This window comes from Salinisphaera sp. Q1T1-3, assembly GCF_003602005.1.
Lineage (GTDB): Bacteria > Pseudomonadota > Gammaproteobacteria > Nevskiales > Salinisphaeraceae > Salinisphaera.
Genome location: NZ_QZWD01000006.1, coordinates 104,054 through 126,699 on the forward strand (window position 1 = coordinate 104,054; position 22,646 = coordinate 126,699).

Annotated in this window: 19 protein-coding genes; 6 read left to right on the top strand and 13 right to left on the bottom strand. The window is 65.8% G+C overall.

What is annotated here, in order from left to right:
- Window positions 1-172 precede the first annotated feature (172 nt).
- The 6 genes from D3260_RS18070 to rpe all read right to left on the bottom strand — a co-directional run bounded on the left by D3260_RS18070 (window position 173) and on the right by rpe (window position 7,908).
- A complete protein-coding gene (locus D3260_RS18070) occupies window positions 173-2,680 on the bottom strand; it encodes a thrombospondin type 3 repeat-containing protein (protein ID WP_120097984.1) in 2,508 nt (835 codons plus the stop codon).
- Window positions 2,681-2,980: 300 nt separating this feature from the next.
- Window positions 2,981-3,778, bottom strand: coding sequence for an indole-3-glycerol phosphate synthase TrpC (gene trpC / locus D3260_RS07595; RefSeq protein ID WP_120097985.1), 798 nt, complete (start codon window positions 3,776-3,778; stop codon window positions 2,981-2,983).
- 41 nt (window positions 3,779-3,819) lie between these two features.
- Entirely contained in the window at window positions 3,820-4,854 is a 1,035-nt protein-coding gene (gene trpD, locus D3260_RS07600; RefSeq protein WP_120097986.1) for an anthranilate phosphoribosyltransferase, read from the bottom strand.
- Window positions 4,851-5,459, bottom strand: coding sequence for an aminodeoxychorismate/anthranilate synthase component II (locus D3260_RS07605; protein ID WP_120097987.1), 609 nt, complete (start codon window positions 5,457-5,459; stop codon window positions 4,851-4,853). The genes trpD and D3260_RS07605 overlap by 4 nt, the downstream gene beginning before the upstream one ends.
- Complete coding sequence (gene trpE, locus D3260_RS07610; RefSeq protein ID WP_120097988.1) at window positions 5,456-6,967, bottom strand: anthranilate synthase component I; 1,512 nt, start codon at window positions 6,965-6,967, stop codon at window positions 5,456-5,458. The genes D3260_RS07605 and trpE overlap by 4 nt, the downstream gene beginning before the upstream one ends.
- Before the next feature lie 236 nt (window positions 6,968-7,203).
- Window positions 7,204-7,908 (bottom strand): ribulose-phosphate 3-epimerase, encoded by a 705-nt coding sequence (rpe, locus tag D3260_RS07615; protein ID WP_120097989.1) that lies wholly within the window; start codon window positions 7,906-7,908, stop codon window positions 7,204-7,206.
- A 215-nt stretch (window positions 7,909-8,123) separates the two neighbouring features.
- Between rpe and D3260_RS07620 the strand changes: the two genes are divergently transcribed.
- Both D3260_RS07620 and D3260_RS07625 read left to right on the top strand, forming a co-directional pair.
- The gene (locus tag D3260_RS07620) at window positions 8,124-9,008 is read left to right on the top strand and encodes a phosphoribosylaminoimidazolesuccinocarboxamide synthase (protein WP_120097990.1); all 885 of its coding nucleotides are present in this window, start codon (window positions 8,124-8,126) and stop codon (window positions 9,006-9,008) included.
- Window positions 9,009-9,014: 6 nt separating this feature from the next.
- Complete coding sequence (locus D3260_RS07625; RefSeq protein WP_147418128.1) at window positions 9,015-9,539, top strand: GNAT family N-acetyltransferase; 525 nt, start codon at window positions 9,015-9,017, stop codon at window positions 9,537-9,539.
- 128 nt (window positions 9,540-9,667) lie between these two features.
- Here the strand turns inward: D3260_RS07625 and D3260_RS07630 are convergent, their stop codons facing one another.
- From D3260_RS07630 to D3260_RS07645, 4 genes are all read right to left on the bottom strand, one after another.
- Window positions 9,668-10,321: an ankyrin repeat domain-containing protein gene (locus D3260_RS07630; RefSeq protein WP_199671408.1), complete on the bottom strand. Its 654-nt coding sequence runs from the start codon at window positions 10,319-10,321 to the stop codon at window positions 9,668-9,670.
- Between the two features lie 57 nt (window positions 10,322-10,378).
- Window positions 10,379-11,254, bottom strand: coding sequence for a methylisocitrate lyase (prpB, locus tag D3260_RS07635; RefSeq protein WP_120097993.1), 876 nt, complete (start codon window positions 11,252-11,254; stop codon window positions 10,379-10,381).
- A gap of 108 nt (window positions 11,255-11,362) precedes the next feature.
- Window positions 11,363-12,820 (bottom strand): aldehyde dehydrogenase family protein, encoded by a 1,458-nt coding sequence (locus D3260_RS07640; RefSeq protein WP_120097994.1) that lies wholly within the window; start codon window positions 12,818-12,820, stop codon window positions 11,363-11,365.
- A 70-nt stretch (window positions 12,821-12,890) separates the two neighbouring features.
- Window positions 12,891-13,559 (bottom strand): TetR/AcrR family transcriptional regulator, encoded by a 669-nt coding sequence (locus D3260_RS07645; protein ID WP_158583437.1) that lies wholly within the window; start codon window positions 13,557-13,559, stop codon window positions 12,891-12,893.
- Between the two features lie 438 nt (window positions 13,560-13,997).
- Between D3260_RS07645 and D3260_RS07650 the strand changes: the two genes are divergently transcribed.
- The 3 genes from D3260_RS07650 to D3260_RS07660 all read left to right on the top strand — a co-directional run bounded on the left by D3260_RS07650 (window position 13,998) and on the right by D3260_RS07660 (window position 16,691).
- Entirely contained in the window at window positions 13,998-15,179 is a 1,182-nt protein-coding gene (locus tag D3260_RS07650; protein ID WP_120097996.1) for an alkane 1-monooxygenase, read from the top strand.
- Between the two features lie 113 nt (window positions 15,180-15,292).
- On the top strand, window positions 15,293-15,460 hold the full coding sequence (locus D3260_RS07655) for a rubredoxin (RefSeq protein ID WP_120098073.1): 168 nt from the start codon (window positions 15,293-15,295) through the stop codon (window positions 15,458-15,460).
- 67 nt (window positions 15,461-15,527) lie between these two features.
- A complete protein-coding gene (locus D3260_RS07660; RefSeq protein ID WP_120097997.1) occupies window positions 15,528-16,691 on the top strand; it encodes an NAD(P)/FAD-dependent oxidoreductase in 1,164 nt (387 codons plus the stop codon).
- Window positions 16,692-16,781: 90 nt separating this feature from the next.
- On the opposite strand, the gene D3260_RS07665 is transcribed toward D3260_RS07660, so the two are convergent.
- From D3260_RS07665 to D3260_RS07675, 3 genes are read right to left on the bottom strand one after another with little or no spacing between them, the layout of a single operon-like run.
- The gene (locus tag D3260_RS07665) at window positions 16,782-17,375 is read right to left on the bottom strand and encodes a DedA family protein (protein WP_120097998.1); all 594 of its coding nucleotides are present in this window, start codon (window positions 17,373-17,375) and stop codon (window positions 16,782-16,784) included.
- Window positions 17,376-17,402: 27 nt separating this feature from the next.
- On the bottom strand, window positions 17,403-18,530 hold the full coding sequence (locus tag D3260_RS07670) for an FAD/NAD(P)-binding protein (RefSeq protein WP_120097999.1): 1,128 nt from the start codon (window positions 18,528-18,530) through the stop codon (window positions 17,403-17,405).
- A gap of 24 nt (window positions 18,531-18,554) precedes the next feature.
- Window positions 18,555-19,064, bottom strand: a complete 510-nt coding sequence (locus tag D3260_RS07675) for a histidine phosphatase family protein (protein WP_158583438.1) — start codon at window positions 19,062-19,064, stop codon at window positions 18,555-18,557.
- Window positions 19,065-19,567: 503 nt separating this feature from the next.
- On the opposite strand from D3260_RS07675, the gene D3260_RS07680 reads away from it, so the two are divergent.
- On the top strand, window positions 19,568-22,603 hold the full coding sequence (locus D3260_RS07680; RefSeq protein ID WP_120098001.1) for a ribonucleoside-diphosphate reductase subunit alpha: 3,036 nt from the start codon (window positions 19,568-19,570) through the stop codon (window positions 22,601-22,603).
- Window positions 22,604-22,646: the final 43 nt, after the last annotated feature.

A 22,646-nucleotide genomic window follows, 5' to 3' on the forward strand; every position in this document is an offset into this window, starting at 1 on the left:
GGGTTGTGAAATCCGATCAGCCTACCTTGGGGGCGATATTGCGGTAAAAAAAGCGAGGCGCGGGGCGCGGGCATCAGCGGGCCTGAGCGACGACCCGTCATGCCAATAAAAAAGGCGCGATCCGCTGGATCGCGCCTTGAAGGCTGCCCGGCATGACGCCGGGCGAGCCGCCCTAGTTGTCGTTGCCGGTCAGGACACCGGTCACTCCGTCGAGGATACCGCCGAGCACGCCGAGCAACGTGTCGGTCAGATTATCCAGTGCGCTCACCAGGTCAGTGGCCAGAGCGTTGCCCTGGGCGCTGTCGGCCAGGGCCGACAGATCCAGATCGCCGAGTACGGCCTGCAACGACGACAGGCTGTTGTTGACCTCGTTATCGCTGTTATTGCCGGTCAGGCTGATCTGCGAGAGCGCGCCTGACAGCCGATCCAGTGCCTGGGTCACATCGTTTGGCAGGGCATTGCTGCCGTCGCCTGGGTCGATGGCGCCCAATGTGTTGCTGATATTGGTGAGCAGGCTTTCGAGTACATCGCCATCCAGATCGTTCGTGCCGTCAGCGACGTTGGCACGAAGCCGGGACAGGCTCTGGGTCAACAGGGCCACCGGGTTGGCTGCGTTGTCGCCGAGTGTTGACTGCAGCTGCGTACGCAGGCTCGAGAGAGTCGAGGCCAACGCGTCGCTGTCCAGCGTGTCGAGATCGGCGTTGGTGAGTGAGGCCAGCAGCGACTGCAACGCGTTGTCATCGTCCGAGTTGCCCGCATCCAGGCTCTCGATCGTGGCGCGCAGGTTGTCCAGCAGATTGTTCGTGGCTGCGCTGACCCGGCCATCGCCGCCGTCGAGATTCGAGATGGCACTCCGGAGCTGGCTCAGGCTGCCCGACAGCGCGTCATTGATCTGCCCACTGTCGTCCAGATTGGCGAGCTGGTCGATGACTTGCGTGATGGCCCGCTGTACGGCAGCGGTCGGGCCGTTGGTGCTGGCATCGCCGTCGCCCAGCCCGGCCAGCGTGCCCTGGAGGTCGCTCAGCGCACCGCGCAGCGCGTTGGTGTCGTCGTCATCGCCCGCATTGAAACCCTGGAGACCCGTGGTCAGACCCGTGACGAGACTGTCGAGCGAATAGTCGCCGCCGGCCATGGTCAGTTCGCTGAGCTGACTCTGCAGGCTCGACAGAGCGTTGTTGACGTCGCCGGACAAACCCGCGGTATCGCCCGCGCCCAGCACCTGGGCCAGCAGATCGGTGACGCGATCGACCGTGTCGTTGAGCGCATCGGATATCTCGTTGTCGTTGCCGAGGTTGGTGAGCTGCCCCGTCAGATCATCCAGGGCGTTGGACAATTGCGCGGTGGTATTCGTCTGCCCGTCGTCGTCGTTCGTCGTGCCGTTCTGGACACAAGCCGAATACACGTCGACGTTGGATAGCGCGTTGACGCCGCCGTTGAGCTGCAGCCGAATCGAATCGAAGCGCTGATCGGTATTGACGAGCACCAGCCGTCGGCTGTTGTCGCCAATCAGGCCGAGCAGGTCGAGATTGAGCACATCCGAGTCGTTCGAGTCGGCGACTTCCTGGCCGTCGTTGAACAGCGTGACCTGCAGGCTGCGGATGATATCGGCGGTCAGCACATTGTCCGGACGCGAAACCACGAAACCGACGCGGCGATTGCCGCTATACGGGCTGCCGGAATTGATGCGGATGAAGGCGCTGCCGCCGGCTGCGCCGACGGTCGTGTTCAGACGTGCCGCATTATCGAGATTGGCATCGATCGCATTGTCCGCGTCTGTGACGCCGCAGAGGACACAGACGCCGCTGCTGCCCGAATCGACCGTGAAATCGGTATCGCTGTCATCGGCATTGGCGAGCGGCATGTAGGCCGCGTTCTCGTCAAAGCTGCAGGCCGTTGCCGCGACCGGCGAATCGTTGTCGCAGACATCACCCACGCCATCGTCGTCGTCGTCGGCCTGATCGGGGTTGGGTGTCGTCGGGCAGTTGTCCTGGCCGTTCGGCACACCATCGCCGTCGGCGTCGTTGTTGTCGCCGACGCTGCCGCCGCTGCCGCCGCTGCCGTCGCTGCCGTCGCTGCCGTCGCTGCCGTCGCTGCCGTCGCTGCCGTCGCTGCCGTCGCTGCCGTCGCCGTCGCCGTCGCCGTCGCCGTCGCCGTCGCCGCTGCCGCTGCCGTTGCCGTCGCCGCTGCCGCTGCCGCTGCCGCTGCCGCTGCCGCTGCCGCTGCCGCTGCCGCTGCCGCTGCCGCTGCCGCTGCCGCTGCCGCTGCCGCTGCCGCTGCCGCTGCCGTTGCCGTTGCCGTTGCCGTTACCGTTGTTGCCATCGGCATCGTCATTGCCGTCGCAGGCATCGCCGATCCCGTCGCCGTCGCTGTCCATCTGGTCAGGGTTGGCGGTCAGCGGGCAGTTGTCGGCGTCGTTGGCGACCCCATCGCCGTCGCGGTCGTTGTCGCAGGCATCGCCGACGCCATCGCCGTCGGTATCGGTCTGGTCGGGATTGGCATTCGCCGGGCAATTGTCCTGATCATCAGGGATGCCGTCGTCATCGGTATCGGTCGGGCTGCTGCTGCTGCTGTCGTTGCCGGACGACCCGCCGAGGTCGACGTTCTTGTCATCGCTGCAGCCGGCGATGGCCAGGGCACAGGCCATCATCAGCGCCAGCAGCACGTGCTGGAAGCTACGCATCGCGGATTCTCCCCCGTTTATCGCCGTCCGGATGACGGCGTGTTTATCGGAGAATCGACGGTCGCGAGCGTGTCATTCGGTTGTCAAATATAGTTATCACGCGTATTCAAGCGTTAATAAATATTAACAGCTTTGTTTTTTGGAAATTCTTGTTTTTCAGCTTTTTGGATTTCTGGCATCGGTCCCAGAAAGACCAAGGTCTATTGCGTGCAATTTTTTCGACACGAAACTATTGCGCTATCGCGCGACCCGCCTGTGAGCGAACTGCGGCAGGAAATGCCGGGCTGGTCGATCGGGCCTTCAGGCCATGAGCCGTTGCAGTGCAGCCCCCGGGTCGGGCTGTCGCATGAACGATTCTCCGACCAGGAAAGCGCCGAAATCGATCGCGGTCAGGCGTGCGATATCGTCGGGCGTGAAGATTCCGGATTCGCTGACCAGCAGTCGGCCATCGGGAATCCGGGTCCGCAGTGTGCGGCTCACATCGAGTGTGGTCTCGAACGTCTTGAGATCGCGGTTGTTGATGCCGAGTATGGTGCGCGACGGTAGTGCCAGGACACGGTCGAGCTCGGCCGCGGTATGGACCTCGGCCAGGACGTCCATGCCCAGCTCGACGGCACGGGCGGCGAGTGTCTGCATCAGGTCGTCCGACAGGGCGGCGACGATCAAAAGGATACAATCGGCGCCGAGGGCCCGGGATTGATCGATCTGGATCGGATCGATCATGAAATCCTTGCGCAGGACCGGCAGATCGCAGGCGTTACGTGCCAGCGCCAGAAACGTATCGTCGCCCTGAAAATAATCGCGATCGGTCAGCACCGACAGACAGGCCGCGCCGCCGGCCTCGTAGCGTTCGGCCAGCCAGGCGACGTCGAAATCCTCGCGGATGAGCCCGCGGCTGGGCGATGCCTTCTTGATCTCGGCGATCACCGCTTTCGGGTGCCGCGCGCTCAGGGCGGCCGCGAAGCCGCGCGGCGCGTCGGCCGACTCGATGGCGGCCGCGAGGCGTCCGGTATCCAGCTGTCGCCGATACGCGGCCAGTTCCTCGCGCTTGGTCGCCAGAATGCGATCGAGAACCGTATCGGTGGTCTGAATGCTCATTGTTTTCTCTCTTGCCCGACGCGGGCGGCGCGATGACGAGATCAGCGTTGGGCCCGGCGATGCGTGAAATCGGCGATATCGACGAGCCGCCGGGCGGCAACGCCCGATTCGATCGTCTGTTTCGCGCGGGCCACGCCGGTCGCCAGATCCGGGCATACCCCGCCAACGTAGAGCGCGGCCCCCGCGTTGAAGGCCACGATATCGGCGGCCGGCGACGTCCGACCCGACAATACATCCCGCACGGTCACCAGGCTCTGCTGGGCATCGGCCACGCGCAGTGTGTCGAGTGTGGCTCGCTCCAGTCCGACATCCTCGGGCGCGATCTTGTAGGTACGCACCGTGCCGTCCTTGAGCTCGGCGACGCGCGTCGGCGCGTTGATCGACAGCTCGTCGAGCCCATCTTCGCCGTGGACGACCATGACATGGCGAGAGCCGAGCCGGTGCAGTACATGCGCAAGCGGTTCACACAGATGGCCGTTAAACACACCCATGAGCTGATTGCGCGCACCCGCCGGGTTGGTCAAGGGCCCCAGCAGGTTGAACAACGTGCGGATACCCAGCGCCTTGCGTACCGGTACGGCGTGCTTCATCGCGCCGTGATGGGCCGGGGCGAACATGAAGCCGGCGCCGAGCTCGCGGATACAGGCCCCCACGTCGGCCGGCGAGGTTTCCAGCGCGATGCCGGCCCGCTCCAGTAGATCTGCGCTGCCGGACTTGCTGGAGACCGAGCGGTTGCCGTGCTTGGCCACATGGCCGCCGGCCGCGGCGGCCACGATGGCGGCCGCGGTCGAGACATTGAAGATGCCGGCGCCGTCGCCGCCCGTGCCGCAGGTATCGACGAGGCTGTCGGCCAGGGCGTCATCGACCGGGACCGGGGTGGCCAGCTCGCGCATCACCGCGGCAGCCGCGGCGATCTCCTCGATGGTTTCGCCCTTGATGCGCAGACCCATGAGGAAGGCGCCGATCTGTGAGTCCTCGGCGCCGCCCGTCATCAGCGAGCGCATCGCCGCGGCCATGCGCTCGCCGTCGAGATCGCGCCCGCGGGCGATGTCGTCGAGCAGGGCGGCGTCGATCATGGGGTGGGCCCGGCCGGCAGTTCGCCGCAGCGTTTCAAAAATGTGCGCAGCATCTCGTGGCCGTGATCCGACAGGATCGATTCCGGATGGAACTGCACGCCCTCGGCGCCGGTGGGGGTATGGATCAGCCCCATGATCTCGTCCATCGAGCCGTCATCATGCTCGGTCCAGGCGGTGATCTCGAAATCGTCCGGCAGCCCGTCGCGGCCCACGATCAGCGAGTGATATCGCGTGGCCGTCAACGGATCGGCCAGATTCTCGAACACACCGCGACCGGTGTGATGGATCGCCGAAGTCTTGCCGTGCATGACCTGACGCGCCCGCACGACCTCGGCGCCGAATGCCTGGCCGAGCGCCTGATGACCCAGGCACACGCCGAAGATCGGCAGCCGGCCGGCCAGTCGTGCCATCAGCTCGACAGACACCCCGGCCTCGGTGGGCGTGCACGGCCCGGGCGAGACGACCACGCCGGCCGGGGCCAGGGCCTCGATCTCGTCGACCGTGATCTCGTCGTTGCGTACGACGTGCACTTCGGCCTCGAGCTCGCCCAGATACTGCACCAGGTTGTAGGTGAACGAGTCGTAGTTGTCGAGCATCAGGATCATGACGCCTCCCCGGCACCCTGTGTGGTGCGTCGCGTTGCCAGGCCCTGTTCGGCCAGCGCGGCCGCGCGCATCACCGCACGGGCCTTGTTCATCGTCTCTTCCCACTCGGCAGCGGGCTCGGAATCGGCCACGATGCCACCGCCGGCCTGGACGTGGATCTCGCCGTCCTTGATCACGGCCGTACGGATGGCGATGGCCAGATCCATGCTGCCGTTGCCGGCCATATAGCCGACCGCGCCGCCATAGACGCCGCGCTTGACCGGCTCGATCTCGTCGATGATCTCCATGGCCCGGATCTTCGGCGCGCCCGAGAGCGTGCCGGCCGGAAACGCGGCTCGCAGGGCATCCATCGGGGTCAGATCGGCCCGTAGTCGTCCGGTGACGTTGGAGACGATATGCATGACATGGGAATAACGCTCGATGGCCATGCGTTCGGTCAGCTGGACGCTGCCCGGCTCGCATACGCGGCCCACGTCGTTGCGGCCCAGATCGATGAGCATCAGGTGCTCGGCGATCTCCTTCGGATCGGCCAGCAGATCGTCGGCCAGGGCTTCGTCCTCGGCGGCATCCATACCGCGCTTGCGGGTGCCGGCGATCGGCCGGACCGTGACTTCGCCGTCCATGGCGCGTACCAGAATTTCCGGCGAGGCGCCGACGACGTGATGATCGGCGAAGTTGAAGAAGAACATGTAGGGCGAGGGATTCAGGCTCCGCAGTGCCCGGTACAGCGACATCGGCTCGGCGTTGAACGGCGCCGAGAGCCGCTGGCTGGGCACGACCTGCATCACGTCCCCGGCCTGCGTGTAATCGCGGATTCGGGCGACAGCGTCCTTGTACCCGGCCTCGGTCAGGCCGGAGACGAAGCCGCTGTCGTCCAGCGCCGGCGTGTCGGCATCCGTGCGGGTCGCGGCCTGGGGCAGCGGGGCATCGAGCGCATCCAGTATCGCATCCAGCCGCTTGGCGACCCGCGCACGGTCGGCGTCGTCGCCGGTGATGTGGTGCGCCACGACGTAGAGCTTGCCCGACAGGTTGTCGAAGATCACCAGCTCTTCGGCCACCAACAGCAGGATATCCGGCAGCCCGAGCGGATCGGCCTTGTCAGCGCCGCCCGCGGCCAGGCGCGGCTCGATATAACGAATCGTATCGTAGCCGAAATAACCGACGAGGCCGCCGGTCAGGCGTGGCAGCTCGGGTAGCCGCGGCAGTGGGCGCGCGTCGTTGAACGCCTGGATCCAGGCCAACGGATCGGCTGTCTCGACGGTCTCGGGCGGCGCGCCGTCGCGCTCGTGGACCAGGGTCTGGCCCGTCACCCGGATCCGTTCGGTGGCCGGCAGGCCGATCAGCGAATATCGCCCCCAGCGCTCGCCGCCCTGGACGGACTCGAGCAGGAAGGAATACGGCGCATCGGCGACCTTGAGATAGGTCGAAAGCGGGGTGTCGAGATCGGCCAGCGCCTCGACCACCATGGGCGTACGCGAGACGAGCCGGGAATCAGCGGACTGGGACATAACGCATCGTTCGATTTTCAAGCAACAAGGATAAAGGCGCTCACGTGCGCCGACCGGGCGAGTTCAGCCTCGCCAGCCTGCCTTGCGCCATCGCCAGGCCGCGTCGAATGCGCGGGACACGGCGTGCTTGGAACGATTCGTCGTCATGCGGAAATCCTGCCGTATCTCGCCCGGCTTGCCAAGCCGGACGGCTGCGCGAAGAACGGGGTGATGCATCACCGGGCGTCGGCGCGGTTTCAACCCGCCGCGAGGGCCTGTTTCATGGCCGAGATGGTCTGGCCGTAGTCGTCGGTACCGAAGATCGCCGAGCCGGCGACGAAGGTATCGGCGCCGGCGCTGGCGATATCGGCGATGTTGTCGATCTTCACGCCCCCGTCGACCTCGATACGAATTTCTCGATCAGTGCCGGCGACCACGGTGTCGATGATGTCGCGGGCTTCGGCGATCTTGCCCAGCGACTCGGGGATGAACGACTGGCCGCCGAAACCGGGGTTCACCGACATGATCTGAATGATATCGATCTTGTCGAGAACGTATTTCAGCCATTCCAGCGAGGTTGCCGGGTTGAACACGAGCCCGGTCTTGCAGCCCAGATCCCGCGCCAGGGCCAGACTGCGATCGACGTGGCGCGTGGCCTCCGGGTGGAAGGTGATCGAGGCGGCGCCGGCGTCGGCGAAGCCGCGGATGAGCTCGTCGACCGGCTCACACATCAGGTGCACATCCAGCGGCACATCGGGATGGGTGTCGGCCAGGCGCTTGGCCAGTGCCTTGCAGACCGGCGGGCCGAAGGTCAGGTTCGGCACGTAGTGATTGTCCATGACGTCGAAATGGATCCACTCCGCCCCGGCGGCGATGACGGCATCGCACTCGTCGCCCAGCGCGGCCATGTCGGCCGACAGGATCGAAGGGGCGACGATCGGAGCGAACGGGGAGCGGGCCATGACGCAGTCCAGCGGGGAGAAATATGGACGCTACGCTCGACCAAACCTGCGGACGAGTCAAGCACGCCGCTGCCGAGACGCGCGCCCGGTCTGCCCGAGCCGGCGATGCGGTCCACGTCGGGCGCGATGGGGGCTACCCGTGCGCGGACTCGCACGAAACATCAACAGGCCCTAGAATTTCGCCCTTTGTCGATCCGCTGACAGGACCGCCCGCCATGGCCGATACGCTCTTTCAATCCGAGATCCAGTCGCTGCCGCTCGTGATGCGCGGCAAAGTGCGCGATGTCTATGCGGTGGGTGTCGATCATCTGTTGATCGTCACCACGGATCGGCTGTCGGCCTTCGATGTGATCCTGCCCGACCCCATTCCCGGCAAGGGCCGGGTGCTGACCGAAGTCTCGAACTTCTGGTTCGAGTTCTTTGCCGGCACGGTCGCCGATCAGCGCGCCGATATCCCGCTCTGGCAGGTCTTGAGTGATACCGAACTCGCCCAGGTCGAGGGCCGGGCCGTGGTGGTCAAGCGTCTCGATGCGTTGCCGGTCGAGGCGGTGGTGCGCGGCTATGTTGTCGGCTCCGGCTGGAAGGACTATCAGGCCACGGGGGCGATTTCCGGCATCGAGCTGCCGGCCGGGCTGCGCCAGGCCGAGAAGCTGGCCGAACCGATCTTCACCCCGGCGACCAAGGCCGCGGCGGGCGATCACGACGAGACCATCGCCTTTGCCCGCATGGCCGAGATCGTGGGCGAGGCCCGTGCCGCCGAAATCCGTGATGTCTCGATCGATCTGTACACGCGGGCGGCGGCCTACGCCGCCGAGCGCGGCATCCTGATCGCCGATACCAAGTTCGAGTTCGGTCTCGATCACAACGACCGACTGGTGCTGATCGACGAAGCGCTCACCCCGGACTCGTCGCGGTTCTGGCCGGCGGACAGCTACGAGATCGGCACCAGCCCGGCCAGTTTCGACAAGCAGTACGTGCGCGACTATCTGGAAACGCTGGATTGGGACAAGACCGCCCCCGGCCCGCGCCTGCCGGACGACGTCATCGCCAATACGGCGGCCAAATACGCCGAGGCACGCGATCGGCTGATTCGGGACTGACGCGTCGTGCACGTGCGCGCCATGGCGCCGGCCGACGCGCCCGTCGTGGCGCGGATCCAGCGCGATGCCTGGCGCGCGGCCTATGCGGGTATCGTACCGGCCGATTATCTCGCAGCCATGGATCTCGTCGCGCTGACGCGGACCTGGGCAGCGCGGATCACGCACGATATGCCGGCGTTGATCGGATACGTGGCCTGTGACACCCGCCACCGGGTGATCGGCTATGTGGTCGCGGGGCCGCATCGCGATCCGGCGGGCGATGACGCCGCCGAGATACGGGCGATCTACGTGGCGCCGGACCGTCACGGCGAAGGCGTCGGGCGATCCCTGATGCAGGCCGCCGCTGTCGGTCTGCGGGCCGCGGGCTTCGGTGCGGTTCGGCTTTGGGTGTTCGTCGACAACACGCCGGCTCGGGCGTTCTATGAAACGCTTGGGGGCACGGCCGGTCAGCGCCACACCTTCAAGCTCGGCGGCGCGCTGCTCGAGGAAATCGATTATCGCTGGCCGAAGCTCGCCCGGCTGTGTGTCTGACAGCGGGATCGCCTTGCCGAAACCGCTCCGGTCGTTGTCAGGCGTGATGTGTCGGGCTGCGATATCGATCGGGCCCGGGGCCGCGTCGGGGCCAGTTCGCACCGACGTGACGCCCGGGCGCGGCGCGCTCAGCCGGCCTTCTGGCCAGACGAGGTTTTCTCCAGCGCGCTGTCGAGAATCGAGATGACCTCGTTGTAGTTGGTCGCCTGGTTCTTCAACGCCAGATAGACGGCATAGCCATAGGGCTTGATGTGCTTCGGCCCGCCGCGCGTGCTCGGATCGGCGCCGTGCTCGAGCAGATAACGCACCATCTTCGGATCATTGCGCTGGATTGCGAACAACAGCGGTGTCAGATGATCGGAATCGGCGCGGGGATCGGCCGCATCGATGTCGCCACCGGTCTTGAGATAGGTATCCGCGCAGGCATAGGCGTCGTGCAGGGCGGCTTCGTTGGACAGAATCGCCACGAGGCCACCCTGGGCGGCCAGGGCTTTCGTATCCGCGGCACGCACGTTGCCCTGCGCGGCCTTGTTGTCGCAGTACTGCGCTGTCGGCGACTGCGGGCGGCTCGGCTGGCTCGATGGCTGGCGTTTCTCGTTTTCTTTCGGCGCGGCGCGGTTGGGTTGCGTCGATTCCGGTGCGGGCGTTTCGCTCGGCGCGTTGGACGTCGGTGCGGGGGCTTCGGCCGATGTCGGCGACGCCGACCGGGTCTGCCAGTAAACGAGGCCGATCACGATCGCCAGAATGATGACGACGACGGCCGCAATGCCACCTTTTTTCACCTGATTGCTCCTCCGGTCTGTACGTGCCGCGGGGCCGGGCGGCCGCCGTATTCTGTCTTACGTGTCGTTGCGATGCCCGAACAGCTTGTCGAGCTTGTCCTCGAAGGCGTGATAGCCGAGATGCTCATAGAGCTCGTTGCGGGGCTGCATCCGATCGACGGCGGCCTGCTGTGTGCCGTCGTGCCGAATGGTGGCGTAAACATCGAGTGCGGCGCGGGCCATGGCACGCGAGGCCGATAGCGGATAGAGCACCATCGCCACGCCTTCGTCGGCGAGCTGACCCGTGGTGTAGAGATCGGTCGCCCCGAATTCGGTGATGTTGGCCAGCACCGGCACGCCGAGTTCAGTGAAACGTCGATACATCGACAGATCGGTCATCGCCTCGGCAAAGATATAGTCGGCCCCGGCCTCGACACAGGCGGCCGCCCGCTCGACGGCCGCATCCAGCCCTTCGACCGCCAACGCATCGGTGCGTGCCATGATCTTCATTTCCTGGCGTGCGTCGACGGCGGCCGTCACCCGATCGACCATCTCGGCCTGGGAGACGATGGCCTTGCCGGCGCGGTGCCCGCAGCGCTTGGCTGCGACCTGGTCCTCGATATGCACGGCCGCCGCGCCGGCGCGTTCCATCAGCTGGACCGAGCGCGCGATATTGAAAGCGCTGCCCCAGCCGGTATCGATATCGACCAGCAGTGGCGTATCGGTGGCATACGTGATGCGCGCCACATCGTCGAGGACGTCATTCATCGTCGTCATGCCGAGATCCGGCAGTCCGTACGACCAGTTCGCCACACCGCCGCCCGATAGATAGATCGCACGAAAACCGCTGTGTTCGGCCAGCATGGCCGAATAGGCATTGATGGCGCCGACGATTTGAAGCGGTTGCTCTTCAGCCAGGGCGCTGGCGAAACGCTGCGGGGCGGATAACGGCATGGAACGACTCCGGTTGAAACGATAAGCGCAGACGACTGTTGCCGTGCCGGGGGTTTGGCATCCGCGCCGGCACAGCGTTGTCGTTGGCGCCGGGCCCGTCAATACGCCCTAGCCCAGCCAGCGCACCGTGAAACGGATGAACTGACGGGTGAAGGCGTTATAGGGCGGTCGAAACAGAAAGGCGAGTGAAAAGCGGTCGCGTAATACCGAACGCTCGTGTGAGAACGCCCGATAGCCGGCATGGCCGTGGCTGTTGCCGATGCCGGAGTTGTTCACGCCGCCAAAGGGCAGTCGCTTGTGCAGGAACTGCAGCATGGCCGTATTGATCGCGGTGCCGCCCGCGCTGGTGCTCGCCAGGATACGATCGATCACGGCCTTGTCCTTGGCATAGATATAGAGCGCGAGCGGCTTGGGGCGCGCATTGATGTCGGCGATCGCGGTCGACAGATCGTTGAAACCCAGCACCGGCATCAATGGCCCGAAAATCTCTTCTTCCATGATTCGCGCATCGGCCGGGATGTCGGTGACGATCGTCGGGGCGATATAGCGATCGGTATTGTCCGGGATCGCGCCCGTGGTCAGGCGGGCACCGCGCTCGTGCGCGTCCTCGAGGATGCCGCGCAGCCGGGCATGATGCTTGTCGTTGACGATGCGACAGTAGTCTTGGTTGTCGGCCATCCGGCCCTGATCGCCGTAGAGCGCTTCCAGCGCACTCACGCAGGCCTTGAGAAAGGCATCCCGGATATCCTCATGGACATAGACATAATCGGGGGCGATACAGGTCTGCCCGTTGTTTGCGAACTTGGCCCAGACCAGCGTGCGGGCGGTATTGTCCAGATCGGCCGAGGCATCGACGACCACCGGCGACTTGCCGCCGAGTTCCAGCGTGACCGAACTCAGATGCTTTGCCGCGGCGGCCATCACTACCCGGCCGACCGCCGGCGAGCCGGTGAAAAAGATATGGTCGAACGGTAGATCGAGCAGGGACTGCGCGGTGGCGACGGCCCCCTGGACCACGGTGACCTCGCTCGGGTCGAACAGCTCGGCGATCATCTCTGCCATGAGGCGCGCACAGTGCGGGGTCAGCTCCGACGGCTTGAGTATGACCGTATTGCCGGCGGCGATCGCCGAGACGAGCGGGCCGAAGGACAGATTGATCGGATAGTTCCAGGGCGAGATGATCAGGCAGCGACCGCGTGGCTCGGTGTGAATGGCCGCCTGTGTCCCGAGTAGCAGCAGCGTCGGTCGCTTGCGCTGTGGCTTCATCCAGGACTTGAGCCGTGCACAGGCATGGCGCGCCTCGGCGACCACCGGCAGGATCTCGGTGACCTCGACCTCGGCACGTGGCTTGCCGAAATCGGCATGGCAGGCATCCATGATCGCCTCGCGCCTGTCGAACATCAGCCGGCGCAGGCGCCTGAGCTTGTCGATGCGCTCGGCTGCCGTCGACTCGCGCAGGGCCAGCGCCCGTGGTTGTTGGGCCTTGAACAGGCGTTGGATATCGGCCGCGCTTTTTTCGGCGGGCGCGTGCGGGGCCGCGGCAGGCGCCGAATCAGTCTCGGTCATGCGTCTCCTCCTGGCGAGAATCGCCTTGTTCTATGACCGGTCCCGCCTGGGCCGGCCTTTGTGATCTCGATCATGACGCGGCGTGGCTGAACGGCCGTTGTGCGCTCAGTGTCTCGACCAGCGACGGATCGCGTGCGTAGGACGTGAAGAACATGTGCGCGATCAGATGCACCAGCGCCTGATGATCGGCCGGCTGACGTGTCCCCAGCGGCAGCACGATCGCCTCGACCTGGGTGATGAACGCTTCGGCGACCTGCGCGGCGGGCATCGGCAAGGCCAGTGTGCCGTCGTCCTCGCCGGCTCGGAGGATATGAGTGGTGGCCTCTCGGGCCGTGGCCTCGAATTCGGTCTGGACCCGAATGGCCTCGTCCACGCGAGCGCTGGCCGGGCGCAGCCAGTAGCCGGCCACCCCGTGGGCCACACGCGGATCACGCACGAGCGAGGCCAGCCCCGTGAAGGCCGCGAGAATCTGATGGGCCGGCCGTGTTTCGGCCAGGGCGGCAGCAAAGACATGGGCTTCGAACAGCCCCACCAGATCCTGCATGCAATCGGCATAAAGCGCCGACTTGCTCGTGTAATGCCAGTAGAGCCCCGGCTTGGTCAGCCCGCATTCGCGTGCCAGATGCGTCATGGACACGCCGTCGTAGCCGAACTGGCCGAATAGTCGGAAAGCCGTGCGACGCACGACATCCGAGGATGAAACATCGGCAGGCGACGATGAGGACAGCGTATGAGACATGGCGCGTGGCAACGAAACCTTCATCGAGACTAGGGCCTGTTGATGTTTCTTGCGAGTCCGCGCCAAGCGCTGTTCTGCGGCAAGACGAGGCGTAGCAGGCATGGCGTGTCGTTCTGCGCCAGCGTGCCAGAGCGCTGTATTGCCGTCGCGTCTTTGATTTCGGGGTGCTTGTCCCTTTGGGTTGGGCCGCCCATGAAAAATCGACGATTGGCGCCCTGCGGCATTACGAGTCTGGATCGTGGCACGCCACGATCGGCGACTCGCGCCTTGCCGGACACACGGCGGTCTCTCGACGAAAAGGCACTCGAACGAAACATCAACAGGCCCAAGCACGCAGCTTCGGGATGTCAGCCGCTTGACCGATCGGTCAGCCCGGCTCTAAGTTACATTGCGTGGTGTAAAAAATACAGCAGCCAGTGAAGGCTGACGGAGGAGACCATGTCCAGCCCTGAAATGACGCTTGAACAAGCGCGTGCCTACGACAAGAAACGCTGGCTGTGGCCGATGGGTTTCGGCATCGTGATTCTCGTGGGTATCGCCACCCTGTGCGGTTGGTGGTTCGGCATCACGTGGCTGATGTATGCCGGCCCGATCGTTGTCTACGGCTTCGTGCCGGCCCTGGACTGGCTGATCGGCAAGGACAGCAGCAATCCGCCGGAGCGGGTGCTGGATATCCTCGAGCACGATCCGTACTACCGTTATTCGACCTATGTCTTCGTCGTCGTCCAGTTCTTCTTCGTGATCGGCGCTTCGGCGGTCGTGGGGCTGGGGGATCTGACCTTCTGGCAGTGGCTCGGGCTGACGGCCACGCTGGGCATGCTTTCCGGCGTGGCCATCAACACCGCCCACGAACTCGGCCACAAGAACACCCGTATCGAAAGCTGGCTGGCCCGCATCGCGCTGGCACCGGTTGCCTACGGGCATTTCTATGTCGAGCACAACTTCGGCCATCACGGCAACGTCGCTACACCCGAAGATCCGGCCAGTGCCCGCATGGGCGAGTCGTTCTGGCGTTTTTTGTGGCGGACCATGGGCGGCAGTGCCCGGTCGGCCGTGCGCATCGAGAAGGCGCGTCTGGCACGCAAGGGCCAGGGTTTCTGGACGCCGCGCAACGAGATCCTGCAGTCCTGGGGCCTCACGCTCGTGATCTTCATCACGCTGCCGGCCCTGTTCGGTTGGCCGGTGCTGCCGTTTCTGATCGTCCAGGCCTTCATCGGCGCCTCGCTGCTCGAGGCCGTGAATTACTGCGAGCACTACGGTCTGCTGCGACAGAAGACCGCCAACGGTCGCTACGAGCGCTGCCGGCCGGAGCATTCCTGGAACAACGATCACATCGTGACCAATATCTTCCTGTTTCACCTGCAGCGACATTCCGATCACCACGCCCATCCGACCCGGCGCTATCAGTCGCTGCGACATTTCGACGAGGCCCCGGAGCTGCCGACCGGCTATGCCGGCATGATCGTGCTGGCCTATTGCCCGCCGCTCTGGCGTCGCGTCATGGACAAGCGGGTGGTCGCCCATTACGACGGCGATATCCGGCGCGCCAATCTGGAACCGCGCCAGCGCGCGCGGCTGCTGGCCCAGTACCCGCCGCCGCAGGCGTCGGCCGCTGCATGAATTCCCCAATCGCCGCTCGCCAGGCGATTTGGTAGCCTTGGCGGCAACCGAAGGCGGGCCCGGTCGATGCCGGGGTCGTCGTCGCCGTGATCCATCCAATGCCGAGGAACGTAATGAAGAAGTGGCAGTGCATCGTCTGCGGGTTCGAATACGACGAAGCAGAAGGCATGCCTGACGAAGGCATCGAGCCGGGCACCAAGTGGGACGATATCCCCGACGACTGGACGTGCCCGGATTGCGGCGCCCCCAAGGATGACTTCGAAATGATGGAAGTCGAATAGGCGTCACGCCACCCGAACGGGGCCGCGACAGCGGCCCCTTTTTGATTGCCAACCATAAAGAGGCGTCATGGATCAGGACCCGATCATCATCATTGGCACCGGCCTGGCCGGTTACAGCGTGGCCCGGGAATTCCGCAAGCACGACAAGCAGACGCCGGTCGTTCTGATCACGCGTGACGACGGAGCCAGCTATTACAAGCCGGACATCTCCGAGGCCAAGGCCAAGGGGCGCGATCCGGCCGAGCTCGTGCAGAAGACCGCCGAGGAAATGGCCGAGATGCTCGACGTGGTCGTGCGCACGCACGAACAGGTCGAAACCATCCAGCCCGAGGCCCACCAGATCCAGCTGGCCGGCGAGACGCTGACCTACGACAAGCTGGTGCTGGCCTGGGGCGCCGAGCCGGTCGTGCTCAATCTGTGCGGCGATGCCACCGACGACATCCACAAGGTCAATCATCTCGCCGATTACCGCATCTTTCGCGACAACCTGCCGGCCGATGCACACGTGGCGGTCCTGGGGGCCGGATTGATCGGCTGCGAGTTCGCCAACGATCTGACCGAGGCCGGCCATCCCGTGACCGTGGCCGACCCGGCCGCATGGCCGCTGTCGCAGTTGATTCCGCAGGCTGCCGGCGAGGCGGTCCAGAACGCGTTGTCCCACGCCGGGGTGACATGGCATCTCGGCCATGCCGCGACCGGCGTGCACCACGGCGAGGACGGCAAGTATCGCATCACGCTCGACGATGAGACCGTCGTCGAGGCCGATATCGTGCTCTCGGCCGTCGGCCTCAAGGCCAGCGTCCAGCTGGCCGAGGATGCCGGGCTGTCCGTGGACCGTGGCATCGTGGTCGATCGGACGCTGCGCACCTCCGATGCCGATATCTATGCACTCGGCGACTGTGCCGAGGTGGACGGCCACTGGCGGCCCTATGTCGCCCCGCTCATGCAGTGCGCGCGCACGCTCGGCAAGACACTGGCCGCGGACGAGGACGACACACCCGGCCAGGTCACTTACCCGACGTTGCCGATCATCATCAAGACACACGCCTGCCCTGTGATCGCCTATCCGCCGGTCGATGGCCACGGCGAATGGCAGGTCGAAGGCGACGGCAGCGCGCTCGAGGCCACATGCCGCGACAAGAACGGCAACATGGTGGGCTTCGTGCTGACCGGCGAGGCCACCAACAAGCGGCGTGACTACATCAAGGACGCGCCGGCGTTGATGGGCTGAGTACGCCGGGCCCGACCGGGGCCCGGTCGGCGCGACGGCACGACGATGAGCCTGTCGGCGCCGCTGCGGTGGCCGGCCGCCGCGGCGTGTTTAGGCGCGCCGGCGCCGCTGACCACGGATGAACCACCACACAATCGCCGCCGTCAGCGCGGCCGCGGCGATCATCGAGACCGGTTTCAGGTAGACCGCGATGACATCCCAGTGCACGCCCAGCTCGTAGCCGGCCACGGCCAGCGCCAGATTCCAGGGCAATGCGCCGAGCAGCGAGTAGATCAGGAAACGCCCGAGCGGCATCCGGCCAATCCCGGCCGGCAGCGAGATGAACGTACGAAACGCCGGCAGCAGGCGCGCGATGAACACCGTGGCCTCGCCGTGACGGGCGAACCAGTGCTCCGCCTGATCCAGATGGGATTCATTGAGCCGGACATAGCGGCCGTAGCGTGCGATCAGCGGCCGGCCGCCACGCCGGCCCACGGTATAGGCGATCCAGCTGCCCAGCGTGTTGGCCAGCGTCGCTGCAATTACCACCGCCGTCAGCGACAACGCGCCCTGGGCGGCCATGAACCCGGCCGGCGGCACGACGAGTTCGCTCGGAATCGGGATACAGGCGCTTTCCAGCGCGCTCAGGATGAACACGGCCAGCAGGCCGAATTGTTCGATGAAAGCGATCAGGGCATCGGACACGAGGCGATTTCCGAACGAATGGGCGGATCAGGCGGCGGCCGGGGCGCCGGTGGCCACACGCGCAAGCCGTTGGCCGGCCGTGCGCGCGCCTTTGATGTTGCCGGCCATCGGGCCGAGCACGAGGCTTGCCGGTCGGCCGATCACATGTAGCCCGGGGGCCGCCTGCAGCATCGAATCCAGAGCCAGGTGGCCGGCCCCGTCATCGACCAGCGCCAGCCGCTGAACCACCCGGGCCAGCACACTGTCCGGTGTCGGGGCGCTTGCGAAACCGGTCGCCAGGATCACGCGCTCGGCGGCCAGGCGGCGTCCGTCGGCCAGCAGCACGGCATCGTCGTCCCGGGCCACCGCCGTGCCGCGTCGCCAGGTCAGCGACCCGGCGGCCAGCGCGGCCGTGATATCGGCATGGACATCCGGCGGCAGGGTGCCCGGCCGGCGCGCCTCGGCCAGCAAGGCGGTGCGCTCGGCCGTCGGCGTGGCCACGAAGGGGGTCATGCAGCGCGGGCCGGCATAACAGGGCTCGGCGTCGAAATCCGAGGCCCGCGGCGGCGCGCGCGTCAGCCAGCACACCCGATGCCCGGCCCGCATGGCCCGCAGTGCCAGCTGCGCGCCAGTGATGCCGCCGCCGATGACGACGGTGGCCGCGCCCGGTTCGCCGAGATCGAAATCCGGGTCGAAGACGTGTTCGGCGTCATCCAGGCCCGGCGGCCGGTAGGGCCGTCCGGGCCCGGTCGCCAGCACCACCCGGGCGGCTCGACGACGAGCGCCGTCATCGGTGGCGACCTGCCAGTCCGTATCGCCCGGCGCCACGTCGAGCGCCCGGGCGGTGATCTGGGGCAGGCGCCCCAGCGTGGCTTCGGCGTGGGCTTCGAACAGGGCTCTGGATGGGCGTCGGTAATAGCCGAGGGCATGGCGCGCGTCGTAGCCGTGAGCGTCGGAGAATCGGCGCAGGCTGTCGGCCCGCGCCCCCAGATGATGGGCGTTGGACGAACGCAGATAGCGCATGTCGCAGGCCGCGGCCCGGCGCCGCCAGGCCGCCAGCGCCGGCGCGGGGTCGATCACCGCGAGCCGGCTGTCGGGCGCGGCATGGGCGATCGCCCGGGCCGCGAATCGCCCATGCGGGCCGCCGCCGATGATGAGCCAGTCGTAATCGGTCATGGGCGCAACGACCAGGGTCCGGGCTCAGGCCAGCTGCTGCAGCTGGGTGCCCGTGAGCAGCCAGCGCAACGAACCGGTCCCGCCCTCGGGGGCGCCGGGAAACTCGAGTAACGCCGCGCCGGCCCGGCTGAACGACAGCAGCCGATCGCGCTTGCGGGTCAGGCTCCAGGACGTCCACGCCGCCAGATCCGGTTCGTGGCCGACGAGCACGACACGTCGCTCGCCGAAGTGGGTGTGCAGCCAGTCATCCAGCGCGCTCACATCCACCGGCGGCGCCAGCACATCGGCCTGGTCGATCGGGGCATCGTCCAGATAAGGGGCGATGATCGCCGCGGTCTGGCGCGCGCGCAGCAGCGGGCTGGTCAGAATGTCGTCGACCGGCATGTCGGACAACAGCTGACGCAGCCCGATGGCCGCCGCGCGCGTGGCCCGCTCGCCGGCCGCGGTCAGCGGGCGCTCCGCATCGGACAGGCCCATGCCATGGGCGGTGGTGGCATCCAGCGCAATGCCGTGGCGTATGACGATGACATCCATGACGGAATTGTCGCGCGTTCGGCCGGCGCGAGCCAGTCGTACCGGCATCGCGCTATCGGCAGACCGGCGAACGAAGAAAAAATTCATCGCCGTCCGGGGCGGGCTCGTTGCGCGGCTTGATATCGCTTGTGTGGCAAGCAGATGCCCTGGGACTGTGCGTATCGATCGGCTCGCGGCAGCCGGCGGACCGGGCTCGGGCGAGACACAAGACAGACCGAACGTGTCGACAGGCTGGCCAAAGCGTGATCATCCGCGCCAAGCCTTTGTTGGCGCGAGGGATCGGCGTTTTCCACAGGGTTTATCCACAGTGTTATGCCCAGCTTGTTCATTTTTGGCACACAATATGTAGTGATTGGGGCCCCAAAATGGCCGCTTGACCACAGCATCTAGTGGAGTATCTTGTCCTGCCAACAGCGCTGAAACGCTCGATGGCGCAGCGCGTTGGGGGATCAGCCAAATCACGGTGCGCGGGCGTCTCGCGTGCCACAAAGCGCGGAGCACACATGGCAGAAGCACAGGTTTCGGAGCGCGCCGAGTCGCGGCCGCAGTCCGGCGAGCAGCACGACAGCAACGGTGCCGCTATTGCCGCCACGCAGCCGGGCTCGTACAAGGTCATCCGGCGCAACGGCAAGGTCACGCCGTTCGATGCCTCCAAGATCGAGCTGGCCGTCACCAAGGCCTTCATTGACGTGGAAGGCCAGCAGGGCGCGGCCTCGTCGCGCATCCGCCAGACCGTCAAGGACATCACCGAACAGGTGGTCTCCGGCGTGACCCGAAGCCTGCCCGGCGGCGGCGCGGTCCACATCGAGGACATCCAGGACTACGTCGAGCTGGCGCTGATGCGCTTCGGCGAGCACAAGATCGCGCGTTCCTATGTGCTCTACCGTGAAGAACGGGCCCGCGAGCGTGCCGCCAAGAAGGCCGAAACCAGCGAGACAGCTACGGCCGAAGCGCCCAGCGACATCCAGGTCAAGTTCAAGAACGGCCAGTCCGCCGAGCTGGACCGGGACCGTCTCCAGCGCGTGATCGCCGAGGCCTGCGAGGGGATCGACGGCGTCACCGCCCAGACTGTCTTCGACGACACGCTCAAAAACGCCTACGACGGCATCACCGAGGACGAGCTGTCCACAGCGCTCATCCTGTCGGCCCGCCAGCGTCTGGAAGCCGAGCCCAACTACGGCAGCACGGCGGCCCGCCTGCTCATGGACAAGCTGCGCCACGAAGCGCTGACGTTCCTGGCGGGCGGCGAAGTCATCTACGCCACGCATGCCGAAATGCGCGAGCAGTATGCGAGCTATTTCGCCGACTATATCCATCGCGGCGTGCACCACGAGCTGCTGGATCCGCGTCTGGCCGAGTACGACCTCGACCAGCTCGGCAAGGCGCTGATCGCCGATCGCGATCTCGAGTTCACCTATCTCGGCCTGCAGACGCTCTACGATCGCTACTTCATCCATCAGAACAACGTGCGCTTCGAGCTGCCGCAGGCGTTCTACATGCGTGTGGCGATGGGCCTGGCGATCAACGAGATCGAGCGCGAAGAAAAAGCCATCGAGTTCTACAAGCTGCTCTCTTCGTTCGACTTCATGAGCAGCACGCCCACGCTGTTCAACTCCGGTACCCTGCGCCCGCAGCTGTCCTCCTGCTATCTCACCTCGGTGGACGACGATCTGCACGGCATCTACGAGGCGGTCCAGGACAACGCACTGTTGTCGAAATTCGCCGGCGGTCTGGGCAACGACTGGACGCCGGTGCGGGCCATGGGCGCCCACATCAAGGGCACCAACGGCAAGAGCCAGGGCGTCGTGCCGTTCTTGAAGGTGGTCAACGATACGGCCGTGGCCGTGAACCAGGGCGGCAAGCGCAAGGGCGCGGTCTGTGCCTATCTGGAAACCTGGCACAAGGACATCGAGGAATTCCTCGATCTGCGCAAGAACACCGGTGACGACCGGCGGCGCTGCCACGACATGAACACCGCGAACTGGATCCCGGATCTGTTCGTCAAGCGCGTGCTGAACGACGAGCCGTGGACGCTGTTCTCGCCCAACGACGTGCCCGAACTGCACGATCTGACCGGCCGCGCCTTCCAGGAGGCCTACGAGGCCTACGAGCGCAAGGCGGAAGCCGGCGAGATCACGAACTTCAAGACCATCCAGGCCGTCACCCTGTGGCGCAAGATGCTCTCCATGCTGTTCGAAACGGGCCACCCGTGGTTCACCTTCAAGGACCCGTGCAACCTGCGGTCCCCGCAGCAGCACAAGGGCGTGGTGCACAGCTCGAATCTCTGCACCGAGATCACGCTGAACACCGCGCCCGGCAAGGAAATCGCGGTCTGCAACCTGGGCTCGGTGAACCTGCCGCAGCATATCGAGAACGGTGTCCTGAACACCGAAAAGCTCGAGGCGACCATCAACACCGCCATGCGCATGCTCGATAACGTCATCGAGTACAACTACTACAGCGTCAAGACCGCCCGGGACTCCAACCTGCGCCATCGCCCCGTGGGCATGGGCCTGATGGGCTTCCAGGACGCCCTCTACAAGCTGAAACTGCCCTACGAGTCGGACGAGGCCGTCGCGTTCGCCGATCGCTCCATGGAACAGATCAGCTACTACGCCATCCAGGCCTCCACCAACCTGGCCGAAGAGCGGGGCGCCTACAGCACGTTCAAGGGCAGCCTGTGGGATCAGGGCATCCTGCCGATCGATTCCATCAAGCTGCTGCGCGAGAACCGTGGCGCCGAATACCTCGACCAGGACGAGTCGCAGACGCTGGATTGGGAGACCCTGCGGGCTCGCGTGCAGCAGGTGGGCATGCGCAACTCCAACTGCATGGCCATCGCCCCGACGGCGACCATCGCCAACATCACCGGCGTGTCGCAGTCCATCGAGCCGACGTATCAGAACCTGTACGTCAAATCGAACCTGTCGGGCGAGTTCACCGTCGCCAACCCCTATCTGGTCGAAGACCTCAAGGCACGCGGCCTGTGGGACCAGGTCATGGCCAACGACCTGAAGTATTACGACGGCTCCGTCCAGGCCATCGACCGCATCCCGGACGAACTCAAGGTGCTCTATAAATGCGCCTTCGAGATCGACCCGCGCTGGCTGGTGGAATCCGGTTCGCGGCGCCAGAAGTGGCTGGACCAGGCCCAGAGCCTGAACCTTTACATGGCCGAACCCTCGGGCCGCAAGCTGGACGAGCTCTACAAGCTCGCCTGGAAGAAAGGCCTGAAGACCACCTACTACCTGCGCACCATGGGGGCGACGCACACCGAGAAATCTACCATCTCGGATCATCGCCTGAACGCCGTGGCCAACGGCGGCAAGGGCTCGGGCGGTGGCCACACGGCCGGTAGCGGCAACGGCGGCAGCCCCGCGGCCAGCAGCACCGGCGGCGGCGCCAGCGGGCACGCGGCGAGCGGCAACGGGGCCAGCGCCCGGTCGACGGCGAGTGCCGCCAGCCCGGCGCCGGCGGCGGCCCCGGTCGCCCCCATGGCCTGTGCCATCGACGACCCGGACTGCGAGGCCTGTCAGTAAGACAGTCGGGCCGGCGCTTGCCGCCGGCCCACTGTCATCGACA

Excerpts from the sequence above, each read along its gene's own strand:
- D3260_RS18070 (WP_120097984.1), bottom strand. The coding sequence starts at position 2,680 with ATGCGTAGCTTCCAGCACGTGCTGCTGGCGCTGATGATGGCCTGTGCC.
- trpC (WP_120097985.1), bottom strand. The coding sequence starts at position 3,778 with ATGAGCATTCAGACCACCGATACGGTTCTCGATCGCATTCTGGCGACC.
- trpD (WP_120097986.1), bottom strand. The coding sequence starts at position 4,854 with ATGATCGACGCCGCCCTGCTCGACGACATCGCCCGCGGGCGCGATCTC.
- D3260_RS07605 (WP_120097987.1), bottom strand. The coding sequence starts at position 5,459 with ATGATCCTGATGCTCGACAACTACGACTCGTTCACCTACAACCTGGTG.
- trpE (WP_120097988.1), bottom strand. The coding sequence starts at position 6,967 with ATGTCCCAGTCCGCTGATTCCCGGCTCGTCTCGCGTACGCCCATGGTG.
- rpe (WP_120097989.1), bottom strand. The coding sequence starts at position 7,908 with ATGGCCCGCTCCCCGTTCGCTCCGATCGTCGCCCCTTCGATCCTGTCG.
- D3260_RS07620 (WP_120097990.1), top strand. The coding sequence starts at position 8,124 with ATGGCCGATACGCTCTTTCAATCCGAGATCCAGTCGCTGCCGCTCGTG.
- prpB (WP_120097993.1), bottom strand. The coding sequence starts at position 11,254 with ATGCCGTTATCCGCCCCGCAGCGTTTCGCCAGCGCCCTGGCTGAAGAG.
- D3260_RS07640 (WP_120097994.1), bottom strand. The coding sequence starts at position 12,820 with ATGACCGAGACTGATTCGGCGCCTGCCGCGGCCCCGCACGCGCCCGCC.
- D3260_RS07645 (WP_158583437.1), bottom strand. The coding sequence starts at position 13,559 with ATGTCTCATACGCTGTCCTCATCGTCGCCTGCCGATGTTTCATCCTCG.
- D3260_RS07650 (WP_120097996.1), top strand. The coding sequence starts at position 13,998 with ATGTCCAGCCCTGAAATGACGCTTGAACAAGCGCGTGCCTACGACAAG.
- D3260_RS07655 (WP_120098073.1), top strand. The coding sequence starts at position 15,293 with ATGAAGAAGTGGCAGTGCATCGTCTGCGGGTTCGAATACGACGAAGCA.
- D3260_RS07660 (WP_120097997.1), top strand. The coding sequence starts at position 15,528 with ATGGATCAGGACCCGATCATCATCATTGGCACCGGCCTGGCCGGTTAC.
- D3260_RS07670 (WP_120097999.1), bottom strand. The coding sequence starts at position 18,530 with ATGACCGATTACGACTGGCTCATCATCGGCGGCGGCCCGCATGGGCGA.
- D3260_RS07675 (WP_158583438.1), bottom strand. The coding sequence starts at position 19,064 with ATGGATGTCATCGTCATACGCCACGGCATTGCGCTGGATGCCACCACC.
- D3260_RS07680 (WP_120098001.1), top strand. The coding sequence starts at position 19,568 with ATGGCAGAAGCACAGGTTTCGGAGCGCGCCGAGTCGCGGCCGCAGTCC.